This is a genomic window from Methylosinus sp. LW3, from assembly GCF_000527115.1.
GTDB lineage: Bacteria > Pseudomonadota > Alphaproteobacteria > Rhizobiales > Beijerinckiaceae > Methylosinus.
This window is the reverse complement of the sequence record NZ_AZUO01000001.1, coordinates 82,023-103,343: the sequence shown is the minus strand read 5'-3', so window position 1 is coordinate 103,343 and position 21,321 is coordinate 82,023. Positions and strand designations below refer to the sequence as shown.

At 66.5% G+C, this 21,321-nt stretch carries 21 protein-coding genes and 1 tRNA gene; 9 read left to right on the top strand and 13 right to left on the bottom strand.

Going from position 1 to position 21,321, the window contains the following annotated elements:
• Window positions 1-34: 34 nt before the first annotated feature.
• On the top strand, window positions 35-1,372 hold the full coding sequence (locus tag METLW3_RS0100525; RefSeq protein ID WP_024878076.1) for a tetratricopeptide repeat protein: 1,338 nt from the start codon (window positions 35-37) through the stop codon (window positions 1,370-1,372).
• A gap of 13 nt (window positions 1,373-1,385) precedes the next feature.
• Entirely contained in the window at window positions 1,386-2,807 is a 1,422-nt protein-coding gene (locus METLW3_RS26655; RefSeq protein ID WP_024878075.1) for a FecR family protein, read from the top strand.
• Window positions 2,808-3,069: 262 nt separating this feature from the next.
• On the opposite strand, the gene METLW3_RS0100515 is transcribed toward METLW3_RS26655, so the two are convergent.
• Window positions 3,070-3,146: transfer RNA gene (locus tag METLW3_RS0100515), tRNA-Arg, on the bottom strand.
• A gap of 185 nt (window positions 3,147-3,331) precedes the next feature.
• Between METLW3_RS0100515 and METLW3_RS0100510 the strand changes: the two genes are divergently transcribed.
• Together METLW3_RS0100510 and cysE are read left to right on the top strand one after the other, a co-directional pair.
• Window positions 3,332-4,096 (top strand): alpha/beta fold hydrolase, encoded by a 765-nt coding sequence (locus METLW3_RS0100510; RefSeq protein ID WP_024878074.1) that lies wholly within the window; start codon window positions 3,332-3,334, stop codon window positions 4,094-4,096.
• Between the two features lie 16 nt (window positions 4,097-4,112).
• Window positions 4,113-4,946 carry a serine O-acetyltransferase gene (gene cysE, locus METLW3_RS0100505; RefSeq protein WP_024878073.1) on the top strand — a complete coding sequence of 278 codons (834 nt, stop codon included), beginning with the start codon at window positions 4,113-4,115 and terminating at the stop codon, window positions 4,944-4,946.
• Window positions 4,947-5,066: 120 nt separating this feature from the next.
• Here the strand turns inward: cysE and parC are convergent, their stop codons facing one another.
• On the bottom strand, window positions 5,067-7,322 hold the full coding sequence (gene parC, locus METLW3_RS0100500; protein ID WP_024878072.1) for a DNA topoisomerase IV subunit A: 2,256 nt from the start codon (window positions 7,320-7,322) through the stop codon (window positions 5,067-5,069).
• Window positions 7,323-7,472: 150 nt separating this feature from the next.
• On the opposite strand from parC, the gene METLW3_RS0100495 reads away from it, so the two are divergent.
• Window positions 7,473-7,715 (top strand): hypothetical protein, encoded by a 243-nt coding sequence (locus tag METLW3_RS0100495; protein WP_024878071.1) that lies wholly within the window; start codon window positions 7,473-7,475, stop codon window positions 7,713-7,715.
• A gap of 69 nt (window positions 7,716-7,784) precedes the next feature.
• On the opposite strand, the gene recO is transcribed toward METLW3_RS0100495, so the two are convergent.
• The 5 genes from recO to METLW3_RS0100470 all read right to left on the bottom strand — a co-directional run bounded on the left by recO (window position 7,785) and on the right by METLW3_RS0100470 (window position 11,024).
• Entirely contained in the window at window positions 7,785-8,507 is a 723-nt protein-coding gene (gene recO, locus METLW3_RS0100490; protein WP_024878070.1) for a DNA repair protein RecO, read from the bottom strand.
• Between the two features lie 8 nt (window positions 8,508-8,515).
• Window positions 8,516-8,746: a DUF1737 domain-containing protein gene (locus METLW3_RS0100485; RefSeq protein ID WP_024878069.1), complete on the bottom strand. Its 231-nt coding sequence runs from the start codon at window positions 8,744-8,746 to the stop codon at window positions 8,516-8,518.
• An 86-nt stretch (window positions 8,747-8,832) separates the two neighbouring features.
• Window positions 8,833-9,108, bottom strand: a complete 276-nt coding sequence (locus METLW3_RS0100480; protein ID WP_024878068.1) for a DUF6460 domain-containing protein — start codon at window positions 9,106-9,108, stop codon at window positions 8,833-8,835.
• A 114-nt stretch (window positions 9,109-9,222) separates the two neighbouring features.
• Window positions 9,223-9,648, bottom strand: coding sequence for a hypothetical protein (locus METLW3_RS0100475; RefSeq protein WP_024878067.1), 426 nt, complete (start codon window positions 9,646-9,648; stop codon window positions 9,223-9,225).
• Window positions 9,649-9,899: 251 nt separating this feature from the next.
• Window positions 9,900-11,024, bottom strand: a complete 1,125-nt coding sequence (locus METLW3_RS0100470; RefSeq protein WP_024878066.1) for a DUF4424 family protein — start codon at window positions 11,022-11,024, stop codon at window positions 9,900-9,902.
• Window positions 11,025-11,168: 144 nt separating this feature from the next.
• Between METLW3_RS0100470 and METLW3_RS0100460 the strand changes: the two genes are divergently transcribed.
• Window positions 11,169-11,666, top strand: a complete 498-nt coding sequence (locus METLW3_RS0100460; RefSeq protein ID WP_024878065.1) for a PAAR domain-containing protein — start codon at window positions 11,169-11,171, stop codon at window positions 11,664-11,666.
• A gap of 13 nt (window positions 11,667-11,679) precedes the next feature.
• Here the strand turns inward: METLW3_RS0100460 and METLW3_RS0100455 are convergent, their stop codons facing one another.
• The 5 genes from METLW3_RS0100455 to METLW3_RS0100435 form a co-directional block, all read right to left on the bottom strand.
• Complete coding sequence (locus tag METLW3_RS0100455; protein ID WP_024878064.1) at window positions 11,680-13,071, bottom strand: heme biosynthesis HemY N-terminal domain-containing protein; 1,392 nt, start codon at window positions 13,069-13,071, stop codon at window positions 11,680-11,682.
• A 78-nt stretch (window positions 13,072-13,149) separates the two neighbouring features.
• Window positions 13,150-14,628, bottom strand: coding sequence for a hypothetical protein (locus METLW3_RS0100450; RefSeq protein ID WP_024878063.1), 1,479 nt, complete (start codon window positions 14,626-14,628; stop codon window positions 13,150-13,152).
• A 117-nt stretch (window positions 14,629-14,745) separates the two neighbouring features.
• Complete coding sequence (gene hisS / locus METLW3_RS0100445) at window positions 14,746-16,236, bottom strand: histidine--tRNA ligase (RefSeq protein WP_024878062.1); 1,491 nt, start codon at window positions 16,234-16,236, stop codon at window positions 14,746-14,748.
• 25 nt (window positions 16,237-16,261) lie between these two features.
• Window positions 16,262-16,765: a GIY-YIG nuclease family protein gene (locus METLW3_RS24935; protein ID WP_245267191.1), complete on the bottom strand. Its 504-nt coding sequence runs from the start codon at window positions 16,763-16,765 to the stop codon at window positions 16,262-16,264.
• On the bottom strand, window positions 16,716-17,264 hold the full coding sequence (locus METLW3_RS0100435) for a DUF4274 domain-containing protein (RefSeq protein ID WP_024878060.1): 549 nt from the start codon (window positions 17,262-17,264) through the stop codon (window positions 16,716-16,718). The genes METLW3_RS24935 and METLW3_RS0100435 overlap by 50 nt, the downstream gene beginning before the upstream one ends.
• 480 nt (window positions 17,265-17,744) lie before the next feature.
• Between METLW3_RS0100435 and METLW3_RS0100430 the strand changes: the two genes are divergently transcribed.
• Together METLW3_RS0100430 and METLW3_RS0100425 are read left to right on the top strand one after the other, a co-directional pair.
• On the top strand, window positions 17,745-19,055 hold the full coding sequence (locus METLW3_RS0100430) for a TIGR03808 family TAT-translocated repetitive protein (RefSeq protein WP_245267189.1): 1,311 nt from the start codon (window positions 17,745-17,747) through the stop codon (window positions 19,053-19,055).
• Between the two features lie 63 nt (window positions 19,056-19,118).
• The gene (locus METLW3_RS0100425) at window positions 19,119-19,916 is read left to right on the top strand and encodes a DUF1217 domain-containing protein (RefSeq protein ID WP_024878058.1); all 798 of its coding nucleotides are present in this window, start codon (window positions 19,119-19,121) and stop codon (window positions 19,914-19,916) included.
• A gap of 54 nt (window positions 19,917-19,970) precedes the next feature.
• On the opposite strand, the gene METLW3_RS0100420 is transcribed toward METLW3_RS0100425, so the two are convergent.
• A complete protein-coding gene (locus tag METLW3_RS0100420) occupies window positions 19,971-20,405 on the bottom strand; it encodes a hypothetical protein (protein ID WP_134187976.1) in 435 nt (144 codons plus the stop codon).
• A 215-nt stretch (window positions 20,406-20,620) separates the two neighbouring features.
• Between METLW3_RS0100420 and METLW3_RS0100410 the strand changes: the two genes are divergently transcribed.
• Window positions 20,621-21,256 carry an outer membrane beta-barrel protein gene (locus METLW3_RS0100410; protein WP_024878056.1) on the top strand — a complete coding sequence of 212 codons (636 nt, stop codon included), beginning with the start codon at window positions 20,621-20,623 and terminating at the stop codon, window positions 21,254-21,256.
• Window positions 21,257-21,321: the final 65 nt, after the last annotated feature.

Below are 21,321 nucleotides of genomic sequence, written 5' to 3'. Positions count from 1 at the left end.
CATTTGTGCGTAATGCGCGTCGGGGCGAGCGTTCGTGAAAAAGACTAAAATCGGCGCTCTCGTCGTTGCCGCGTGCGTTGCTTGCTTCGACGCTTCCGCGCATTCGGAGCCGGCGCCCGAGCAATCGGAATTGGAGCGTCTGGCGGCTCACGTCCGCACGCATCCGACCGATTACGAGCAGACCTACGCCTATATTCGGCTCGCGACGGAGCTGCACGACGAGGCCGCGATCGGCGCGCTCGAGCGCCTGCTGATGTATAATCCCGCGCTCGGCCGCGCGCGCAAGGAGCTCGGCTTTCTCTATGCGCGCATCGGCGCCTATCAGAGCGCGCTCTACAATCTGCGTGCGGCGTTGAAATCGGCCGATCTCGATTCCGCGCAGAAAGCGCAGATCGAAGCGCAGCTTCCCGATATCGAGAGACGCACGCAGGCGAGCCGCCTCTCGGGAAATCTGCAGATCGGCGTTCGCACGCAGTCCAACGCCGCCTATCTGCCGTCGAGCGGCCTCTATGACGTCGGCGGCGTGCAGACGCCGGGCGGCGTCACCGGACGACAATCCGACGCCAACACTTTCGAGCAGGCGCAGCTGACGCACGACTATGATTTCCAGAATCAGCGCGGCGACACGCTGGAGACGCGCGGGCTGGCCTATGCGACGCAGCAATTCGCATTGTCGCAATATAACGTCGCCTTGTTCTCGCTCTCCACGGGTCCGCGCTTCGGCCTATCGGACGTCGCGCCGGGCCTTTCGGTGAGGCCCCATGTCTCGGGCTCGGCCTCGCTCGTCGGCAATCTGAATTATCTCAACACGGGCGGCGCCGGCGTCAGCCTGCGTCAGATCTTCGGCGATCGGCTGTCGCTGGAGCCGGGCTTCGAATGGTCGCGGCTCTGGGTCAATTCGGGCGCCGCGTCGGGAAGTGGCGCGCAGACGGTGGCGACGATCGCGAGCGGCGATGTGTTCACCGGCTCGCTCGGCGTCAGCCTGCGCATTTTCGACAATGTGCGTCTCGAGGGACGCGGCGCCTTCTCGCGCGCGGCGGCCTATGTCGCGATGCAGGCCTCCGATCAATTCGACCTGCAGGCGATGTTGCGCCTGGAGGTCGATCCGCCGCTCGCGGAAATGCCGCGCCGATGGACCATCGCGCCTTACGCGCGATTCACGCAGATCGCCTTCGACATCGCCAATCCCGCGCTCGATCCGTTCCGCGTGCGACGCGACGACGCCTGGACCTATGGCCTCGCGCTGGACGCGCCGATAACGGCGGAATTGGGCGTCTCCGGCCATCTCGAGTTTCTGCGCAACGATTCGAACATATCGAGCTTCAAGATGCAGAATGTCTCCTTGACCTTCGGGCCGACGGCGAAATTCTGACAAGGGGGAGGCGATGCGAAATCTGCCCGGCGTGGCGCTCCTCGCGCTCTTTGGTCTTTGCGCGACGAATGTCCGCGCGGATGTCGTCGGCAATGTCGGCGCCGTCAATCCAGCGGCGCAAGGAACGCCGCCCGGCGGATCCGCCAAAGGATTGACGCTCGGCTATGGGGTCGTCGATCGCGAGCGCATCGACACCAAGACCGACGGCCGCGCGCAGATCGTCTTTCTCGACAAATCGACGCTCGGCGTCGGAGCGAACAGCTCGGTGACGATCGATCGTTTCGTCTACGATTCGGCCGCCGGCGCCGGCAAGCAGAGCCTGTCCATCACCAAGGGCGCGCTGCGTTTCATCGGCGGCGAGGTGAGCCATGGCGTCGGCATGGAGATCAAGACGCCCTCGGCGACGATCGCCGTGCGCGGCGGCATGGTGCTGGTGCGCGTCGGCGGCGCCGATTGCCGCGATATCGCTCGAGCGGGCGGATGCGACGAGATCGTGCTGCTGAATGGCGTCGCCACCATTGTCACTGCGAAAGGTCGTCGCATCCGTCTGACCCGTCCCGGCTATGGCGTGGTCATCGGCTCGGGTGGCGAAGAGATGTCCGATCCGGCGCCCGCCGGCGAGGCCTCGATCGAAGGCTTCGACCAGCAATTCGCCAGCCTGCCCGGCCAGACCGGCGGCGCGAGCCTCGGCTCGCTGCCGACGGGCGCGCAGGCGCTCGCGCATCTTGGGGCTCTTCGGGAGCCCGATCGCACGCCTTGGGCCGGGCTCGGGGCGATCGGCGCGCATTGGGGCGGCGCCGGCATAGCGCAGAGCCGCGCGCAGACGAATAATCAGACGGTCGCGACGCAGACGCACCAGGCTCTCGTCGCCATCGTCGCCGCGCAGCACGCCCAGCACGCCGTCACGGGCGGCGGGACGGCCTCCTCCGGCGTGACGATCGATCCCGGCAATCCCACCAGCGGCGCGGTGGGCGCGCTATTCGCGGGTGGATTTTGCGTGTGGGGCTGCGTGACGCCGACTTTCGTCTCGCAGAGCGTCTCGGGAACGACGACCACCATCACGCTGCAGGCGACCTTTCCAGGATATGGCTATTTCCTGATCGCCCTCTCGGTGGATGCGGCGAGCATCAATTATGTCGTGGGCCAGACCTCGGCGTCCTTCAGCGGCGTGTTCGGCGCCACCATCGCCTATCATCCCGAGAGCGGCGCCGCGGTGCAGACGAACACCTATAATTTCGCGATCAACGAGAATCTGAGCTGGTCCGGCACGGTCTCGGCGAATGGCGCGCCGACCTCATTCACCGTCAGCGGCAGCGACACGCTGAGTTTCGTGAACGCCGCCGGCATCGTGCTCGAGCCGGCGCCGACATCGACCAATTCATTCTTCAGCCTGCCGAACGGCTTCACGCAGACCTTCGACTTCTCTTATCCGTGACGGGCCGCCTTCAGCGGCCAAAGCCTCCAGTTCACGCCGGCGCTCGCGCGCCGCCGCCGTTTGCTGCGTCGCTGACCAGTCGATGCTCTCAGGACTTTCTCGGGGACGAATTCTGATTCGATCGAACGATTCCGTTCGATCGCAAAGCGCCCTCTCCAGCCGAAGCGGATGCTGATTCGGCGCTGGAAACAGGCTGTGAACAGCTCTAGAGCCCGCGCCAAAGCGCCCGCGGCCGGCGATGTCGTCCCGATCTATCGAAAAATGGCGCGCCCGAAGAGATTCGAACTCCTGACCCCCAGATTCGTAGTCTGGTGCTCTATCCAGCTGAGCTACGGGCGCCTTACGGTCCGTTCCGCGTCACGAAGATGCGTCGAACCGGTGGAGAGGTCGTTTAGCGGCTACGAGGCCGCTTGGCAATAGGAAGATATTTCCCCCGCCAAGACGCTTGCGCTGCCCTACGGCTGCGATAATTACCGACGATCCTGATGCCGACGCTCCTTGAATGTAATAAAATAGGATTGATGATGGACGAGTTCGGGTCGAATGGCGTGCAGATCGCCTATATCGATTTTCCGCCGCTGACGGAGGATCGCGAGGAGCCGATCGTTCTCATTCATGGCTTTGCCTCGACGCATGCCGTGAATTGGCTCTTTCCCCAATGGGTCAAGACTTTGACCGAGGATGGACGGCGCGTCATCGTGCTGGACAATCGCGGCCATGGCCGCTCGGAGAAAATTCACGATCCTACGGCCTATGATCTCTCGATGATGGCCGGGGACGTCGCCAATCTGCTCGCGAGCCTCGGCGTCGCGCGCGCCGATGTGATGGGCTATTCCATGGGCGCGCGAATCGCCGTCACGCTGGCGTTGGACCATCCCGAGGTCGTCCGCTCCCTCGTGCTCGGCGGCATCGGCGCCAATCTCGTGACCACCGGTCTGCCGCGCGGCCTGGCCGAGGCCATGGAGGCCGAGCGCATAGAGGATATCGACGATCCGCTGCTGAAGATGTTCCGCGGCTTCGCCGAGGCGACGCGCGCCGATCTTCCCTCTCTCGCCGCCTGCGCGCGTGGCCCGAATCAGACCGTCGATCGCGCCCGGCTCGCCGCGATCACGGTGCCCGTGCTGATCTGCGTCGGCACGCGCGACGAGGTGGCCGGCGATCCGCATCCGCTCGAGCCGCTGTTCCCGGACGCCCATATCGTCGATATTCCCGGCCGCGATCACAATCGCGCCGTCGGCGATCGCGTCTTCAAGCAGGCGGTGCTCGATTTCCTCGCGCAGCGGGAATAGGCCGCGGAGCCAAGCCATGACCGACAGCGGCCCCGCTCGGCTCGTCGCCTTCTCCGGCGTCGATCCGCTTTTCACCCGCCTCTCGGCGGAGGCCGAGGCCGCCGCTGGCCGCGAGCCCAATATGGCGGCCTTTCTCTATGCGGCGGTTCTGGCGCAAGACAGCCTCGAGGCCGTGGTCGCGCATCGTATCGCGCAGCGTCTCGCGGCGCCGGAGCTGCCGGCGACCGTCATAGAGCGGCTCTGCCACGATCAGATGGCGCGAGATTCGGCCCTGGGCGCGGCGCTGCGCGCCGATCTCATGGCCGTTTTCGACCGCGATCCGGCCTGCACGCGGCTGCTCGAGGCGGCGCTCTATTTCAAGGGCTTCCACGCCATCCAGACCTATCGGCTGGCGCATGGGCTGTGGCGCTCCGGCCGCAGCGATCTCGCGCTCTGGCTCCAGAGCCTCGCCTCGGCGCGTTTCCAGACCGACATCCATCCGCAGGCGCGAATCGGCGCCGGCTTCTTCCTCGATCACGCAACCGGCGTGGTGATCGGCGCCACCAGCGTCATAGAGCACGACGTTTCCATGCTGCATGGGGTGACGCTGGGCGGCTCCGGCACCGCCGGCGGCGCGCGCCATCCCAAGGTGCGCCATGGCGTGCTGATCGGGGCGGGAGCCAAGCTGCTCGGCGACATAGAGATCGGCGAGCGCGCGCGCATAGCAGCGGGCTCGGTGGTGCTGGAGTCGGTGCCGGCGCATAAGACGGTCGCCGGCGTGCCAGCCCGCGTCATCGGCGATGTGGGCGCGGCCGAGCCGGCGCTGACGATGGATCAGATCATCGACGAGTCGCATGATCCGGGGTTGTAGAAGAGTCGACTTCCACAACTTTTCCTCATGAGGAGCGGCCGGAGTCTCGCGGCTCACCCTCACTTCGAGACAGCGGCTTCGCCGCTTCCTCAGCATGAGGGCGAGACTGAAATCACGCGCTCACCCCCCGAATCGATTGCTCTTCGGGAACCCCCGCGGCGGCAGACGCCCCGCTTCCGCCCTATGGGCGATCCATTCGCTCAGCTCGCGCTTGTCCACGGTGAAGGTGCGGCTGGACGAATCGACCCAGGTCAGCCCGTCGGCGAGCGCGAAGACCTTGGCGTCGGCGACGCCGCCATCCTTGTAGCGTTGCAGCCGCACGCCCTTGCCGCGCGCCATTTGCGGCGCCTCGGCGAGCGGGAACACCAGAAGCTTGCGATTCTCGCCGATGATGGCGACGTGATCGCCCTCAGCCGGGGTCACGATCCTCAGCTTGGACGGCGGCTCCACATTGAAGACGGCGCGGCCCTTGCGCGTCGTCGCGACGAGATCGTTCTGCGAGACGACGAAGCCGCGGCCGTCGTCGGCGATCAGCAGCAGCAGCGCATCCGGCGTCTGCGGCAGCACTTTCACGATCGCCGCATCCTCGTCGATATCTGCCATCAGCCGCATCGGCTCGCCATGGCCGCGCCCGCCCGGCAGCTTGGCGGCGTCCAGCGTATAGGCCTTGCCATTGGAGGCGAGCGCCAGAATCTTCGATGTCGTCTGCGCGAAGAAGGACGTCTCCAGCGCATCGTCGCCCTTGAACTGCAATTGCGTCAGATCGGCCACATGGCCTTTCAGCGCGCGTATCCAGCCCTTTTGCGTCACGACGATGGTGATCGGCTCGCGCTCGATCAGCGCCTCGGCGAGATCGATATCGGTCGCCTCGGGCGCATCCTCGAAAGTCGTGCGGCGCTTGGCGAGCTTGGCGTCGGCGCTGATCGTCTTCTTCAGCTCGCGAATCTGCGTGGTGATCGTCTTCCACTGCTTGCCCTCGTCGGCGAGCAGCGATTCGACCTCCGTCTTCTCCTCGAGCAGCTTCGCATGCTCTTTGCGCAGCTCCATCTCTTCCAGCTTGCGCAAGGCGCGCAGGCGCGTGTCGAGAATATAATCGACCTGCACGTCGGTCAGCTCGAAAGCCGCCTTCAGCGCCTGCTTGGGCTCGTCCTCCTCGCGGATGATGCGAATCACCTCGTCGAGATTGAGGAAGACGATGATCATGCCCTCGAGCACCTCGAGCCGGCGTACGATCTCCGCCAAACGATGACGCGAGCGGCGCTCCAGCACCTCACGGCGATGATCGAGCCATTGGCGCAAAGCCTCGTCCAGCGAGACGACGCGCGGCACCGCGCCGTCGACGAGCACATTCATATTGACGGGGAAACGCACCTCCAGCTCGGAGAGCTTGAACAGCGTCTCCATCATCAGCGCTGGATCGACGGCGCGCGTGCGCGGCTCGATGACGACGCGCACATCCTCCGCCGATTCGTCGCGCACATCGCCGGCGAGCGGCGCCTTCTTCTCGACGATCAGCTCGGCGAGCTTCTCGATGAGGCGCGACTTCTGCACGCCATAGGGAACCTCGGTGACGACCGCGACCCATTGCCCGCGCGCGGTTTCCTCCTTGTGCCAGCGCGCGCGCAGGCGGAAGGAGCCGCGCCCGGTGCGATAGGTCTCGACGATCTGCGCGCGCGGATCGACGACAATGCCGCCGGTCGGAAAATCCGGCCCTTGCACGAAGGTGAGCAATTGCTCGGCATTGGCGTCGCGATGGGCGATCAGATAGAGCGCCGCGTCGCATAGCTCATTGAGATTATGCGGCGGAATGGAGGTCGCCATGCCGACGGCGATGCCTTGCGCGCCATTGGCGAGAAGATTGGGGAAGGCCGCCGGCAGCACCACCGGCTCCTGCTCCTCGCCCGAATAATTGGGGCGAAAATCGATGGCGTCCTCGTTTATGCCCTCGAGCAGCAGCCGCGCGACCGCGGTCATGCGCGCTTCCGTGTAGCGATAGGCCGCGGCGGCGTCGCCATCGACATTGCCGAAATTGCCTTGCCCGTCGACGAGCGGATAGCGCGAGGAGAAATCCTGCGCGAGGCGCACAAGCGCATCGTAGATCGCCTGATCGCCATGCGGATGGAAGGAGCCCATCACATCGCCGACGATCTTCGCGCATTTCTTGAATGGCGTGTTCGGGTCCAGCCGCAGCATCTGCATTCCGTAGAGAATGCGGCGATGCACCGGCTTCAAGCCGTCGCGCGCATCCGGCAGCGCGCGTCCGGTGATCGTCGAGAGCGCATAAGTGAGGTATCGCTCCTCGAGCGCCGTGCGCAATTCGACCGGCAGCGCATCTCCGCCGCCGTCTTCCGTCGTCGTCGTTCCGCTTTTCGCCATATCGCCGACTCCCGCCCTTTCGGCGTTTACTGCGTGCGCTTATATCCCGTCACGACTCTGGCGTGAACCATTGCCGTCTCTCCGCGCTTCCACTAAGACAGCCGAGCTTTCGGCGTCCCGTCGCAGCGCCGTCTTTTCGAGCAGCATCTCATGAAGAAGCCTCTCCTGTTCGCATTTTTTGTCGCCGCCGCCCTCGCGGGGGCCAGCGCCCGCTCCATGGCGCTAGAAGCCTCGCTGTTCGATTGGCTGCCCTTCCTGCATGAGGATGCGGCGGAGAAGAAAGACGTGCGTCACGGCTCGCCGCAGGCGCTGTGCAAGGAAGTCGAGGTGCCGGTCGACGAAGGCTATGGCGTCAGCCGTCATGAGCGCCGGGTGGTGTGCGAGCAGGAGTGACGCACTTCGAGCGAGCCTGAAGGCTCGCGGTCCTGGGGGCGCGTTGGACCGCGAGCCTTCAGGCTCGCATCACGACGCCGCCGCAGCGGCCACATAGAGCGCGCGCGCCTGCGGCGCCGTAAGCCCACGCGGGCCGAAGACGTCGCGCTGTAGAAAATGCCCGGTGAGGCGGAAGGCCGCCGCCAGCTCCACCGCATCGGCCGGCGCAGGCGCCGGCATTCGCAGAAACTCCGGATAGGGCAGCAGCCTGTCGCGCCAGGGCGCGCCGGCCGCGCGGGCGACGGCGCGGCCCGTCTTTGGCGACACAAAGGCGAGATCGGCCGTCTCCCCCGTCAATGCGCAGCGCTCGAGATCGAGGCCGAAGCCCAGCGCCGCCAGCAGCGCCAGCTCGAATCGCGCCATCAGCGCCGGGGCGAGATCGAGCGAATCGAGCCGATCGGCGATGACCTCGGCCATATCGAACAATTCGCCATGCGGATCGCGCTCCGGCAGAAGACGCAGCAGCGCGCAGAGATGGCCGACGCCATGCAGAGCGAAGGCGCGGTCGATGAGTCGCGCCGCCCGCGAGCGCAGAGGCTCCACGGCGAAAGCGCCGAGATGCTGCTCGAGCCGCGCCCGCCAGGCGACCTCGACGCTATTGCCCGGCTGCAGCACGGAGCGCAGCGCCCGGCCGGCGCCGCCGCGCACCATGCCGGCGTGGCGGCCATGCGCGCGCGTCATCAGCTCCAATATGACCGCGGACTCGCCGTGGCGCTTGACGCCGATGACGAGCCCTTCGTCCCGCCAATCCATCTATCCTGTCACAGCTCGGAGAGCTTCACATCCGGCGTGTATTTGAAATCATAGACGTCCTTGGTGATCGCCTGGCCGCAGATCACCTTGCCTTTCGTGGCGTCGAAGGTCAGCGTCGGCGAGCCGTAGAGCGACCAGCCGAGGCTCAGCGCCTCGGTGACGCGCTTGCAGAACTCCACATCGTCGGGACCGGTCAGATAGCGATAGACGGTCGATCTCTTGCCTAGAGTAGCGGACATTGTGACCCCTCGAATGGCCGGCGGGCGATTCGCCCGGGCGCTCGCGCCGTCATCTTCGCGCCCGCGGCATCGCGCAAGGATTTTCTCTAGCGCCGCCCGGAATTGAAGAGCCGCAGCAAGAACCAGATCGGCACCACGATGACCGCGCCGGTGATCACATAGCCGATGACCGTGTGCACCGCGCCGAAGCCGAGCGAGGAGATGCGGTCGAAGAAGCGCCGCGCGCCATGGACGAGATCCATGGGCTCGATCTCCAGCCACATCAGCAGCGCGCCGACGACCAGCGAGACGAATAGCAGCTTGACGAGCACTTGCAGCGGCGAGCCGCCGAGAAAATCCTGGAGTCGACTATTGGAGGCCATGCGTCCTTCGCTCTCGATTGCGGTCCCTGCCGATCGCCTCGCTTCGCGCTCTCCCTCTCCCCGCTCGCGGGGAGAGGGAGAAGGCGCGCCGCGAAACGATCACGCGAAATTCTATCAGAGGCTGTCGCCCTTGGGAGCCTCCTCGCGGAAGAGCTGCATCATGCGCCGCAGGAATCGCTCGGTAAAGGAGAGCGCGCGCTCGAACTCTTCCTCTCCGGGCAGGCCCTTGCGGGGGGCGGTCGCCTCGGGCGCGGCGCCGGGGAGCTTGGCGCGCAATTGCGCGTTCTCACGCGCGAGGCGCTCGATCTCTCCCTGCAGCGCGGCGCGCTCCTCTGCGGCGACTCGGCAGACGGAGAGCCCGCCGTCCACCGTGCAGAAGGAGACCGCGCCGGTCTGCTTGTCGAGCCGCAGCATGCCGCCCTCGGCCGGGCTCATGGCGAAGCGGCCGGCCTCGCTCTGGGAGGGCTCGGCGGCGGGGGCTTCGGCCCGCGCGGCGGCGGAAAAAAGCACGGCGAGACAGACGAGGGAAAAGATGCGCATCGGCTCCGACCAGTTTCAGCAGGCCGCCCCTCGAGGCCCCGCTCCGATGTGGCGAGAGGGGCGGCGCGCGTCAATAGGCGGGCAACAATCCTCCCCCTCATGCTGAGGAGCCCGCGAAGCGGGCGTCTCGAAGCGCGAGGGGGAGCTCCAGATGGCTGCGCATGAAGGTTTCCTCGTCCTTCGAGACGCCGCTTCGCGGCTCCTCAGGATGAGGAAACCTTCACCCGATCGCCTTGCGGCGTTGCTCCCGCTCAGTCCTTGGGGCCGAGGAGCAGCACGCGCAGCAGGCCGGTCGGCCGGAAATCGGCGGCGCGCATCTCGAAGGCGGTGGGCGAGATTTTCTTCAGATCGGCGAGGCAGAAGCTAACGAGGCGCGTCGGCTTGCCCTTGTCCACCACGAGGCGGAATTGCCGAACCGGCGCGGCCGGCGCGCCGGCGCCGAGATCGAAGGAGATGCGGCGCTCCTGCAGCTCGGCGACATTGGCCTCGGGGAAGATCCGCGCCACGGGCTGCGGCTTTTTCGGCGCATCCGCCGCTATAGCCTCGTCCGGCGGAAGCGCGGCGGCTTCCTGCGCCGCCGAGCGCCGCGCCGCAGCGGCGGAGACCATTTTGTCGACGCCCGCGAGAAAGGCGCGATCGAGGCAATAATCGGCGCGGCGGCGCTCCACCTCCGCCGCCAGCTCCTTGGAGGAGCGCAAGGGCTCGCGCAGCACGCTGTCGCGCGCGACGCCGACGCTCGAGCGAAAGCGAAAATCGAGCAGCGCGCTCTGTCCGGGCGCGAGATCGAGCATGCGCGTCGCCGCGCCGAGCACCGACCAGCGCGGCGCGTAGATCGGATGTCCCGCCTGATCGACGCCATTCTCGGCGATGAGCCCGTCCTTGACGAGCCGCGCGCGGGCGTCCGGCGTCAGAGCGGCGAGCTTGTCGTGAAAAAAGCCGATCGGAACCAGCGGCAGGCCGCTGCGACGCAGCGCAGCGGTCACATCCTTGCCGTCGACGAAGGCGCTCTGCGTGACCGCGAGCGGCGCCGGCTTTTGATCGATGGTCGCGGCGAGGCCGATGTAATTGACAGGGTCGGCGCCCGGAATGGACCAGGCCGCATCGGGATCGGAAAAATCGATCTCGGGCAGAGGGAAGGTCACAGTGGTCCGCGCCGGCGCTGCGGTCGGATTGACGATGCGATATTTCAGCGAGCTGTTCTGCGCTCCGAGCGTCAGCTCCATCTGCTCGACGACGAGCCCCGCCGCCTCGAGCCCGGCGAGCTCCGGCCCGCGATGGACCAGCTCCTGAAGAGTCTCTTCCGCCCGCGCCCCCCAAACGCCGAGCGCCAGAACCGCCGCCGCCAATCCGGCGCTCCGGGGGAAAAGAAAATTCATCGAAAGCCGCCTTTCATTGCGAATGCGCGCGAGAATATCGTCTCCGGCGCGAAAGCGATATGGGCGGGCGCACAGCGCGATTGACGGCGATGGCCTATCGAATAGGCTGATATGCATTGCTCGAGATCATAGAGGGAGCGGATCATGGGACGGCCGGCTGCGCGCGTGAGCGATCCTGTGGCCCATCCTCTGCCTCCGGTGCTGACGCCTGGCCCCGGCAGCTTCAATGTGTTCATCGGCCAATTGCCGGCCTGGCGCGGCGTCGGCGGCGCGGCGGCTGCGGCCATTCAATCCGCGAAATCGGTCTCCGATGCGACGATCCAGGCCGCTGAGGCGGCGACGCTCGCCGCCGCCGGCACGCCGGGCGCGCCCGCCGCTCTGGCGGCCGAGCAGGCGACCAAGGCCGCGGCGGCAGCCAGCATGGGATCGATGATCAGCGGCGCCGCCGGCGGCGCGGACATTCACATGTGCGCGACGCCGCTGCCGATCCCGCCGCATGGGCCGGGCGTGGTGGTGGACGGCTCCACCAGCGTCTTCATCAACGGCCTGCCCGCCTGCCGGCAGGGCGACACCATCGTCGAGGCGGTCGGCCCTCCGAACAAGATCGTCATGGGCCTGCCGACCGTGCTGATCGGCGGGTAGCGCGCTCGCGTTTTTAGGCGGTCGCGCTCTCTTCCTCGATCTTGGCTTCCAGCAGCCGCTCCGGCCGCGTCAGGAACGCCGCCGGAATATCGGCGCGGGCGTCCTCGGTCGGGCCGCGGACGGGCTCGGGCGGGGTCGCCCAGACGAAAGCGTCGAGCTTGCCGGTGATGGGAGAGGCCGGCGCCCAGCGCCGCGAGATGACGCCATCGGCGATCCAGGCCGGATCGCGCGGCGCGCGTGAGCCGCGGGCCAGCCATTCGCGCACCGGCCCGCTGGGGCCGTTCTCGGCGTCCTCGAGCTCCGCCATCAGCAGGCAGACCTGGGCGGTCGGCGTCTTGCCCTCGGCGACCAGCGGAGCCAGCGCCTTGCGCGCGGCGCCGAAATCGCGCGCCGCGAGCGCCACGCGCGCGACGAGAATTCCCGCCTCCGGCGAATGGGAAACGGAGGAGGCGAATTTCTTCACACGCGCCAGACGCTCGGCGTTGGATTCGCTCGGCGCGGTCTCGAGAAACGCTTCGGCGATATCGGGATGTGGATGCTCGGCATAGGCTTTCTCGAGCAGCTTCAGCGCTTTGGCGCTGTCGCCATGGCGGGCGAGCAGACGTCCGATCAGCGCGATCGCCGGAACCAGATCGGGCGCGCGCTTCACCGCCTGGCGGGCGAGATGCAGCGCCTCGCTCGGATGCTCGGCCTGCTTCTCCAGCGCCAGGGCGGTCTCCACCACGGCGCGCAGGCGCTGGGCGGTCGGCAGATCGATGGCCTTGGCCTTCAGATTGGCCTCGACGGCGATGCGCGCCTCTTCCCAATTGGCCTGGGCGCCGTGATGCTCGAGCAGCGCATGGCCGGCCCAGGGCAGCGGCGTGAGCTGATGCGCCTGATCGGCGAAATGATGCGCCGCCTCGTCGTCCTTGCGGCGCTTGGCCTCTATGTGCAGGCCGCGCAGGCCGAGAAGGCGCGTCTCCGAGAGCTGCGTCATCTCGTGAAAGGCGGTCTCGGCGCCGACGCGATCGCCCTCGAGCTGGGCGACCTGCGCGCGCAGCAGATAGGTCAGCGGTTCCTTGTCGAGATTTTTCACCGCCTCCTTGGCGGCGTGCTTGGCCTCGGCGAGATGGCCGGCGCCGGCCGCCACAATGCCGCGCGACAGGGCCTGAAAGCCCCGCTCGCGGCGCTTGGCGCGGGAATTCTGCTTCAAGCGCGCAGGCGCCTGGAAGAAATAGACGATGATCGCCCAGGCGACGATGATCGCCGCGATCGTCGCGAGCAGCGCCGCTGCGCCGACGACGAGCGTCGTCTCTATGTGATAGCCGCCCCAGTCGAGCGCGATCGAGCCGGGCTGCTCGATGAGCCAGTGGAGGCCGATGGACAGAGCGGCCAGCGCCGCAATGAAGAAGAGCAGCAGAATCATGGGTCGTCGATCCTCGCCTCGGCTCTAAGCGCGCCTGCTTAGATTTTTTGTTTCAGCAGGATTATTGTCTGGCCCTGCTCAGTTCTTGGGTTTTGCGAGCGCATCCAGCGCGCCCGCGAGAATGGAGGCCGCCGCCTTTTCGGCCTCGACGCGCTGGCGGGCTTGTGTCTCCCACTCGCGCGCGACGGCCTTGGCGGCGTCGGGAAATTCGGCGAAAGCGGCCAGCGCCGTCTCGATCTCGCCGCGGTCGAGCGCCGCCTCCAATTTGTCGGCGATGTCGCCGATCGTGGCTTTTTCTTTCTCCGCGGCGCTGCGCACCTTCACCAGTCTGGAGGCGCCTTGCAGCAGCCGGTCGGCCAGGGGGGCGTCGGGCTTCAGATCGGCGGAGGCCTCGAGCTTGCGCACCAGCGGATGGAAGGAGGCGCGCAGCGCGCGCGCATCGGGAGCGCCCTTTTCGGCCAGAGGCGCGAGCGCGGCCAGCGCTTGCGAATCGGCGCCCTGGGCCGAGAGAATGGCGTATTCGGACGGGAAGGGGGCTCCCCGGTCCAGCGCCCGTTGCAGCGAATGCGCCACCACGGCGACGGTCGCCGGATTGGGGCCTTTCTCCTCCGGCGCGGCGGCCACGGGCGCGGGCGGCGGCGGGGCCGGCTCCACCTCGCGCGGGGCGCGGGTCTCGTCCTTGGCCGCGTCGAGCTTGTCGCGCAGCGCCTTCACCTCATCGGATAGCCAGTCGATCCGGCCCTCGAGGCCGCTGACATTATCCTCGACGTCCTGCACCTTCTGGTCCGGGACCTTCGCCTCTGCGCGGGGGGCGGCGGCGGGTTCTGCGCCATTGCGGGCCTGCTCCGCCAGCGCCAGGGCCGAGCGGGCGATGCGCTCCAGCTCGTCCAGACGGCGCGTCAGCGCCTCGATTTGGGCGATGGAAACCGGATTGGCCTCCGCCGCCGCCGGCTTGGCGGGAGCGGGCGGCGCCGGGGGAGGAGCTGCAACGACCGGCGCCGCAGGGGCCGGGACGGGCGCGGGTGACGCCGCGGGCGTCGCGCTGGGCGCGTTCCAGGTGATGTGATCGCCGCCGGAGCGCGGCGGAACGGCGGGCTCGGCCGGCTTCGTCTCGACAGGGGCGGGCGTCGATTTTTGCAGGGGCTCGGCGAGCTTGGCCGGGCCGGGCTTGTCTGCCGGCTTCTCCGGCTTGCCGGTCGCTTTCACGATCGTCTCGCGCAGCGTGGCGATCAGCTTTTCCGGCCGCGCGAAAGTCTCGTCCACGACAGTGGCGAAGGCCGCGAGCTTCTCATTCTTGTCGCGGAAACGATAGGCGGCGATCGACCCCGCGGTCGCCAGCAGGCCGAGCGTCGCCGCCAGCAGCGTGAAGCGATGCCAATTTTTGCGGCGCGGCTTTTGCGCCGGCGCGGCCCCGCTCGCGGGCGCCGAAATTGCTTCGCTCACCATGCGCTCGGCCTCGGCCGGATGGTCGACGCTCGTCGCCGTCCAAGCGTCATTCGCCGATGATTCGCCGGCCGCGTGGCTATCCGCTGCGGGGTCTTTGTCGTGCTGCGCCATGTGCTAGGGGCTCCTCGCCGCAGCCCCTTATAGACGAGGCGGACATTCCGCGAAACATCCGCCGCTGCGTTCGAGCCGCGCCGAGACGGGAATTTCCGGCGCGGGCGGCGGCGCCGCTCATCCCTGGCGGGCGAGCAGCGCCTTTATATGCTCGACCAGCTCGCTCTCCGGCGCGGAGAATTGCGCGGGCCGGGCGGATTTCCATTCCTCATTGGTGGAGATTGCGGCGCTCGCTCGCGCCCCCTCTATGAGGTCCTTGATCTGCACCTCGCCCCTGGCGCGCTCGTCCGAGCCTTGGATCACCACGGCAGGGCTGTTGCGCTTATCGGCATATTTCATCTGCGCCTTCATGCCGGAGGAGCCGAGATAGAGCTCCGCCGAAACGCCGGCGTTGCGCAGAGCGGCGACCATGCGCTGATAATCGGCGATATGGTCGCGGTCGAGCGCCAGCACGACGACCGGGCCGAGCCGCGCTGCCGCCGAAACGACCGGGCTGCCGACCAGCTTCAGCGCCGCATAAAGGCGCGAGACGCCGATGGAAAAGCCCGTCGCCGGCGTGTTGTCGGAGCGGAACCGGCCGATGAGCCCGTCATAGCGCCCGCCGCCGCCGACCGAGCCGAAGCGCACCGGATGGCCCTTTTCGTCCTTGGTCTCGAAGGTGAGATCGGCCTCGAAGACCGGCCCCGTGTAATATTCGAGTCCGCGCACGATGGAGGGGTCGATGCGGATGCGCTCCGGGCCGAAGCCAGCGTCACGAACCAGATCCTCTATCTCCAGCAATTCCTCGGCGCCTTCCGCGCCGACATTGCTGCGGCCGAGCAGCTCGAACAGTCCGAAGCGCGGCTCGCCGTCCTTATATTGCCCGCCGAGCGTGAAGGAGAGGATCGTCGCCACCGCGTCATCGGCGAGGCCGGCGCCTTTGGTGAAGTCGCCGCTGTCGTCCTTGCGGCCGGGGCCGAGCAGCTGGCGCACGCCCTCGGGGCCGAGCCGGTCCATCTTGTCTATGGCGCGCAGCACGGTGAGGCGGCGGCCGGCGTTCTCGTCGCCCTCGAGGCCGATGGCCTTCATCACCCCGTCCAGCACCTTGCGGCTGTTGATCTTGATGACGTAATCGCCGCGCGGAATACCGAGCTTTTCCAGCGTGTCGGCGGCCATCATGCAGATTTCGGCGTCGGCGGCCGGCGAGGCCGCGCCCACCGTATCGGCGTCGAATTGCATGAATTGGCGGAAGCGCCCCGGCCCCGGCTTTTCGTTTCGATAGACATTGCCGAAGCGATAGCTGCGGAACGGCTTCGGAAGCCGGTCGAAATTCTGCGCGACATAGCGGGCCAGCGGCGCGGTGAGGTCATAGCGCAGCGACAGCCATTGCTCGTCGTCGTCCTGGAAGGAGAACACGCCCTCATTGGGGCGGTCCTGGTCCGGCAGGAATTTGCCGAGCGCGTCGGTATATTCGATCGCCGGGGTCTCCAGCGCCTCGAAGCCATAGAGCTCATAGACGGAGCGAATCACGTCGAGCATGCGGCCGGTGGCGGCCAGCTCTGCGGCGTCGCGGTCGGCGAGGCCGCGCGGGGAGCGGGCCTCTATCTTGGATTTCTTCTGGTCTGACATTGGGTGCGCCTTTTCGGCGCTCTTCCTAGCATTTTTGCGCGGCGAGGAAAGCCGGGGCGTCGCCCCTCGGCCAGAACAGCAGATGGCTGCGGCAGTGGGGACAGTCCGAGCTGCCGAATCCCTCGAGCGGAACCGGCAGCGCGGAGAGCGCCGCGACGAGATCGCATTCGCCCTTCGTCTCTGTGATCCAAGCGCCGAGCGATTCGCCGGCCTCGGTCAGCTGGTCGATATGCCAGCGGCGCAGCTTGCCCTGCCGCATATGCCGGCCGAGCCTCGCGCGCAGCCCGCCCGGCCCTTTGGCCGAGCCGCAATAGAGATAGAGCCCCGGCGCGAGCGTCGCCGTGCGACGTCCTGCGCTGGCCTCGAGCGGGCGCGATAGCGCGATGAGCAGCGCATAGGCGCCCGGCGTGGGCGGCGCCTTTGATGCGGCGTGGATGAAAGCGAGCGCGGAAAACGATTGGTCGGGGGCCGCCGGGCGCTCAGCGCGCGCCGAGCGGCGCATCGAGGCGGAAGTGGTTTCTGACGCCATATTGCAGGCCGAGCTTTCGTCCGGGAATCGAGACGCGCATTTCCGGCGGAATGAGGAGGTCGAGCGCCTTCTGGTCGAAACGCGCGGGCAGGCGGGCCTCGCGCGCCAAGGCCTCCACCGTGTCGAAGCGCAGCGTGGACGTCCGATAGAAGCCGTTGACATAGCGCATTCTGATCTCGCCGATCAAATCATAGGCGCGCCGCATCGGCTCGGGGACTCTGGCGCGATCTATTCCATAGGCGAGCAGCAGGCCCGGCCGGGCGAGGTAGAAAATGCCGAGCGCGGTCGCCTTCTCGCAGCGCGGCTGGCGCATGATCCAGAACAAGGGAGCGTCGCCGAGCTCGCGATTAAAGCCGAGCATCATTCTGTGCCAGTCGTCGCTGGAGGCGAGCGGCAGCCAATCGGCGATGAATTGCGCATATTCGCCGTCGCCCGGCTCGAGGCTCGCGGCGCGCTCCTCGACCCAGCGACGCAAGAGATCGTCGACCGCGAGAGGCATAGGAAGACTCCGGTTCTTCAAAAACGACGAAGCGACCGCGAAGCCCGGGCGTCACGATGGTCTCGGCGAGAGACTGGCGCTGAGCGCTCTTCTCTCTTCCCGTGCGACGGGCTTCGGCATAAAAAGGGGCTCCCCGTTCCGCGCGTACGCGAAACGGGGAGTTGGACAACACCGTGAGAACCTGAACCGCAAAGGACCGACCTCGACGGATGAGGCCGCGCTCCGGAGGGGTAGAGCGTCGCAGCAAGGAGAACCGCCTCAACGAACCAAGCGATGTCGCAAGTCGCAGAGCTGTGGAGGCGGGACCTTGACTTGTTCTTTGCAAGACGATTGCCCGTTTGGGCGTTCTCTTTATGCCTCGGCTCGTTATGTAATGCAACTACATAAATTGGGCGCAATGCCCGATTTGGCGCGGCCGCTATGCATAAACAACCGGCAATTCGCGCTCGACGCATCTTCGCCCTCCAGCTGATCCGGGCCGTGACCAGACCGACTCGACGAGAGATTTTAGGCTTTGGAGCGGGCGCTTTCGCCACTCTCGGCGGCGCCGCGCGCGCTAGCGCCGCCGCGCCGGACGCGACCGAATGGCTGCAGCGCCGCCTGCGCGAGGCTGCCCGCGCCGGAGGCGCCCTGCGGTTGCCGGCCGGCGTTCTGCGCATCCGCTCCCTCTTTATCGAGGACAAAATCACGATCATCGGCGCCGCGGGCGGCTCTGTGCTGCAGGCGAGCGGCGCCGGCCCGTTGCTGCGCGCCGCCAATATACCGGCGCTGACGCTGGAGAATGTGCGCTTCGATGGAGGCGGCGCACGTTTTGCCGATCGCCGCCAAGGCCTCCTCGATCTCACAGATATTCCAAAGCTCGCCGTGCATGGCTGCACGATCCGCCGCTCGGGCGGCAGGGGAATAAATCTCCTGCGCTGCGGCGGGCGTTTCGCGCAGAATATCGTCGAGGATGTGCGCGACGCCGGTTATTTCTCGCTCGATGGGCTCGGCGTCGACATAGACAATAACAAAGTGCGCCGCTGCGGCGACAATGGCGTGCAAGTGTGGACCACGACCGCCGGCCGTTACGAGGGCTCGCGCGTCCGCAATAATGAGATCGTCGATATTCGCAATCTCTCCGGCGGCGACGGCGCCTATGGCAATGGCGTGAGCATTTGGGGCTCCGGCTTCGTGCGGGTGGAGAAGAATGTCATTCGCCGCTGCGCCTATACGGCGGTGCGCAACAACGCCGGCCATGATGTCGAGGTCGTCGGCAATGATTGCGCCGGCTTCGGCGAGCGCGCCATGTATGCGGAGTTCGGCGCCAAGCGCGCGAGCTTCCGCGACAATAAAATCGACGACGCCGGCGCCGGAATCGCGCTCGCCAACGCCGAGCGGGGCACGGACATAGGCTTCGTGATCGGCAATCGGATCACCGGCCTGCACGAGACGCATCCCGATGACGAGTTCGGCCCGATTATGAGCTGGCTCACCGGCATAGAGGCCGAGAGCAATGTGGAGATCGCCGGCAACACTGTGGTCGGCGGCTGGATGGGCGTGCGCTGTGGCGGCTATCGGCAGAATATTCGCGTCGAGGGCAATGCGCTCGTCGAGAATGATTATGGCGTGACCTTTCAGATCGGCGAGGGCGTCGGGCCGGCGGTCATCGCGCGCAATAAGATCATCGGAGCGAAAAAGGCGGCGATAGCCGCGATCGCGGGTCAGGACATTCTGCCGGGAGACGTCGCGCGGCCGGGCGCCGCGGCCAAATATCCGCGGCTCACGATAGAGGGCAATGAGGTCGGCTGAAACTTAACATTGCGTCAAGAACCTCGAGCGCATGATCGCGGGCCAGTCCCTCGGAATATGTTCATGACGACGCTCGCCACCTATCTGCAGATCGCCAATAATCAGTCCAAATGGCAGGCGATGACCGCCAAATCGCCGGACGTCGCGACTCAGACGCAATATTTCGAGGATAATATCGGCAAGGTGACGTCGATCGACGAATTCATGAAGAACTCGCGGCTCTTCAATTATGCGATGACCGCGTTCGGCCTCGGCAGCATGACCTACGCCAAGGGCCTGATGCAGAAAGTGCTCGAAGGCGGCGTCTCCAGCAACTCGGCGCTCGCCAACACCATCAGCAGCGCCAATATCAAGGCCTTCGCGCAGGCATTCGACTTCGCCGCCAATGGCGAGACCACGACCACTTCCTCGACGCTCGTCGACAATGTGGTGAGCCGCTACACGGAGCAGGCGCTGGAAACGAGCCAGGGCCAGCAGAATCCGGGCGTGCAGCTCGCGCTCTATTTCCAGCAGCATGCGCCGGATTTGACGAGCGCCTACGGCATTCTCGCGGACAGCAATATTTTGACGGTCGTGCAGACGGCGCTCGGCATTTCGTCGAGCACCTCGTCGCAGTCGATCGACACGCAATATCGGCTGCTGTCGTCGAAGGTGAATGTCGACGACTTCAAGGACCCGAAGAAGCTGCAGCAGTTCATCGCCCGCTTCGCCGCCCAATATGATTACAACAATGGCGGCGACGCCAATTCGCAGAGCTCCCTGCTCTCGACGCTGTTCGATACGTCCGGCTCCGGATCGAGCTTCGGGCTCGATTCGAGCCTGCTGCTGAACATGCAGGGGATGAAGTTCGGCTATTTCTGATCCGGCGAAAAGCGGCTTCCGCGCAGGAAGCGGAAACCGCTTTTGGCAAAAGCGTCAGAGAATATTCACCGTCACGGTGATATGCGCGATCCCGCCCGAGCCCGAATACCAGTCATAGGAGAATGTGTCGGTTCCCGAGGCGTTGGGGCCGGCGTGGTAGAAGAGCTTGGTGCCGGGCACGCGCTGGGTGTTGCAGCGCGACCGCGGATTGCCGGGACGGAAATAGGCATAGCCGGCCTCGCGCCGAATCTCGACCCGGCCCTGTGAGGGGGCTTGGGTGAGCGTGACGCGATCGGGACTGTCGGCGCGCGAGCAGTCTGGATTGATCTTGGCGGCAAAGCCGAGCGAGGCGGTGGAGCCGCGCGGGACAGAAATCGTCCTCTGCACGGAGGCCTGGCTGCCGCCAGCGTAAATATAGGCGCGCGGGCCGGTATTGCAGGCGGAAAGGCCGAGAGCGGCCGCCAATAAAGCGATGCGTGCAAAACTCATGGTCGGCAATCCATTGGTGAGCGACGGCGCGTTCTAGCGTGAAAGCGCTTTGTTCACAATGGCCAGGGTTCCGTTTGCATTCCGTTTGCGGCGGCGCGCCAAAAATTCGGCGCGACTTCGCCGCGAGCCGGAAACATCTCGAACCTCTCGGACAAACGGAGGAAATCCCTATCGACGAAGCCGAAGCGGGGGCGTCGTCGAAACGAGGATTTTTCATGAAGCCAGTCATCACGGCTCTGGTTCTGGCCGCAGCTTTCTCCGCTGGCGCGCAGGCGGCGGATCTGCCGTCGCGCGAGCGGGTCTTCCAGCCGCCCCCGCCGCCGCCGGCTTTCGCATGGACCGGCGTCTATGCGGGTCTCGATATCGGCGCCGGCGCGTTCGCCTCCGGCACGTCCGACGCCGGGGTCTCGGGCGGCGGGCTCGTCGGCTATAATCATCGGATCGGCCCGCTCTTCGTCGTGGGCCTCGAGACTGATTTTTCGGGGACCAGCCTCTCCGGCGGTGGTCGCGGACCCGATCCGCTGGGCCTGCGCGGACCCGAGGGGGCGCGCTCGCTGCCCTGGTTCGGGACGCTGCGCGGGCGCTTCGGCGTCACCGGCTTCGATTCCCGCGTGCTGTTCTACGGCACCGGCGGCTTCGCCTATGGCGACGTCGGCGGATCGGTCCGCGAAGGCTGGACCGCGGGCGGCGGCGTCGAATGGGCCTTCGCGCCGCGCTGGTCGGTCAAGACCGAATATCTCTTCAACGATCTCGGCGAGAACGGCGGCGGCGATCCGGGCGCGGCGCGCGGCGCCAATTTTCACACCGTCCGCGTCGGCGTGAATTATCATTTCGATCTGCCGTCGCGGTGATCGAGACGCGTTCGCGCGGCTTGCTCGCGGCGCGGCGAATTGCTAGATAGGGCGTGGATGGCTGG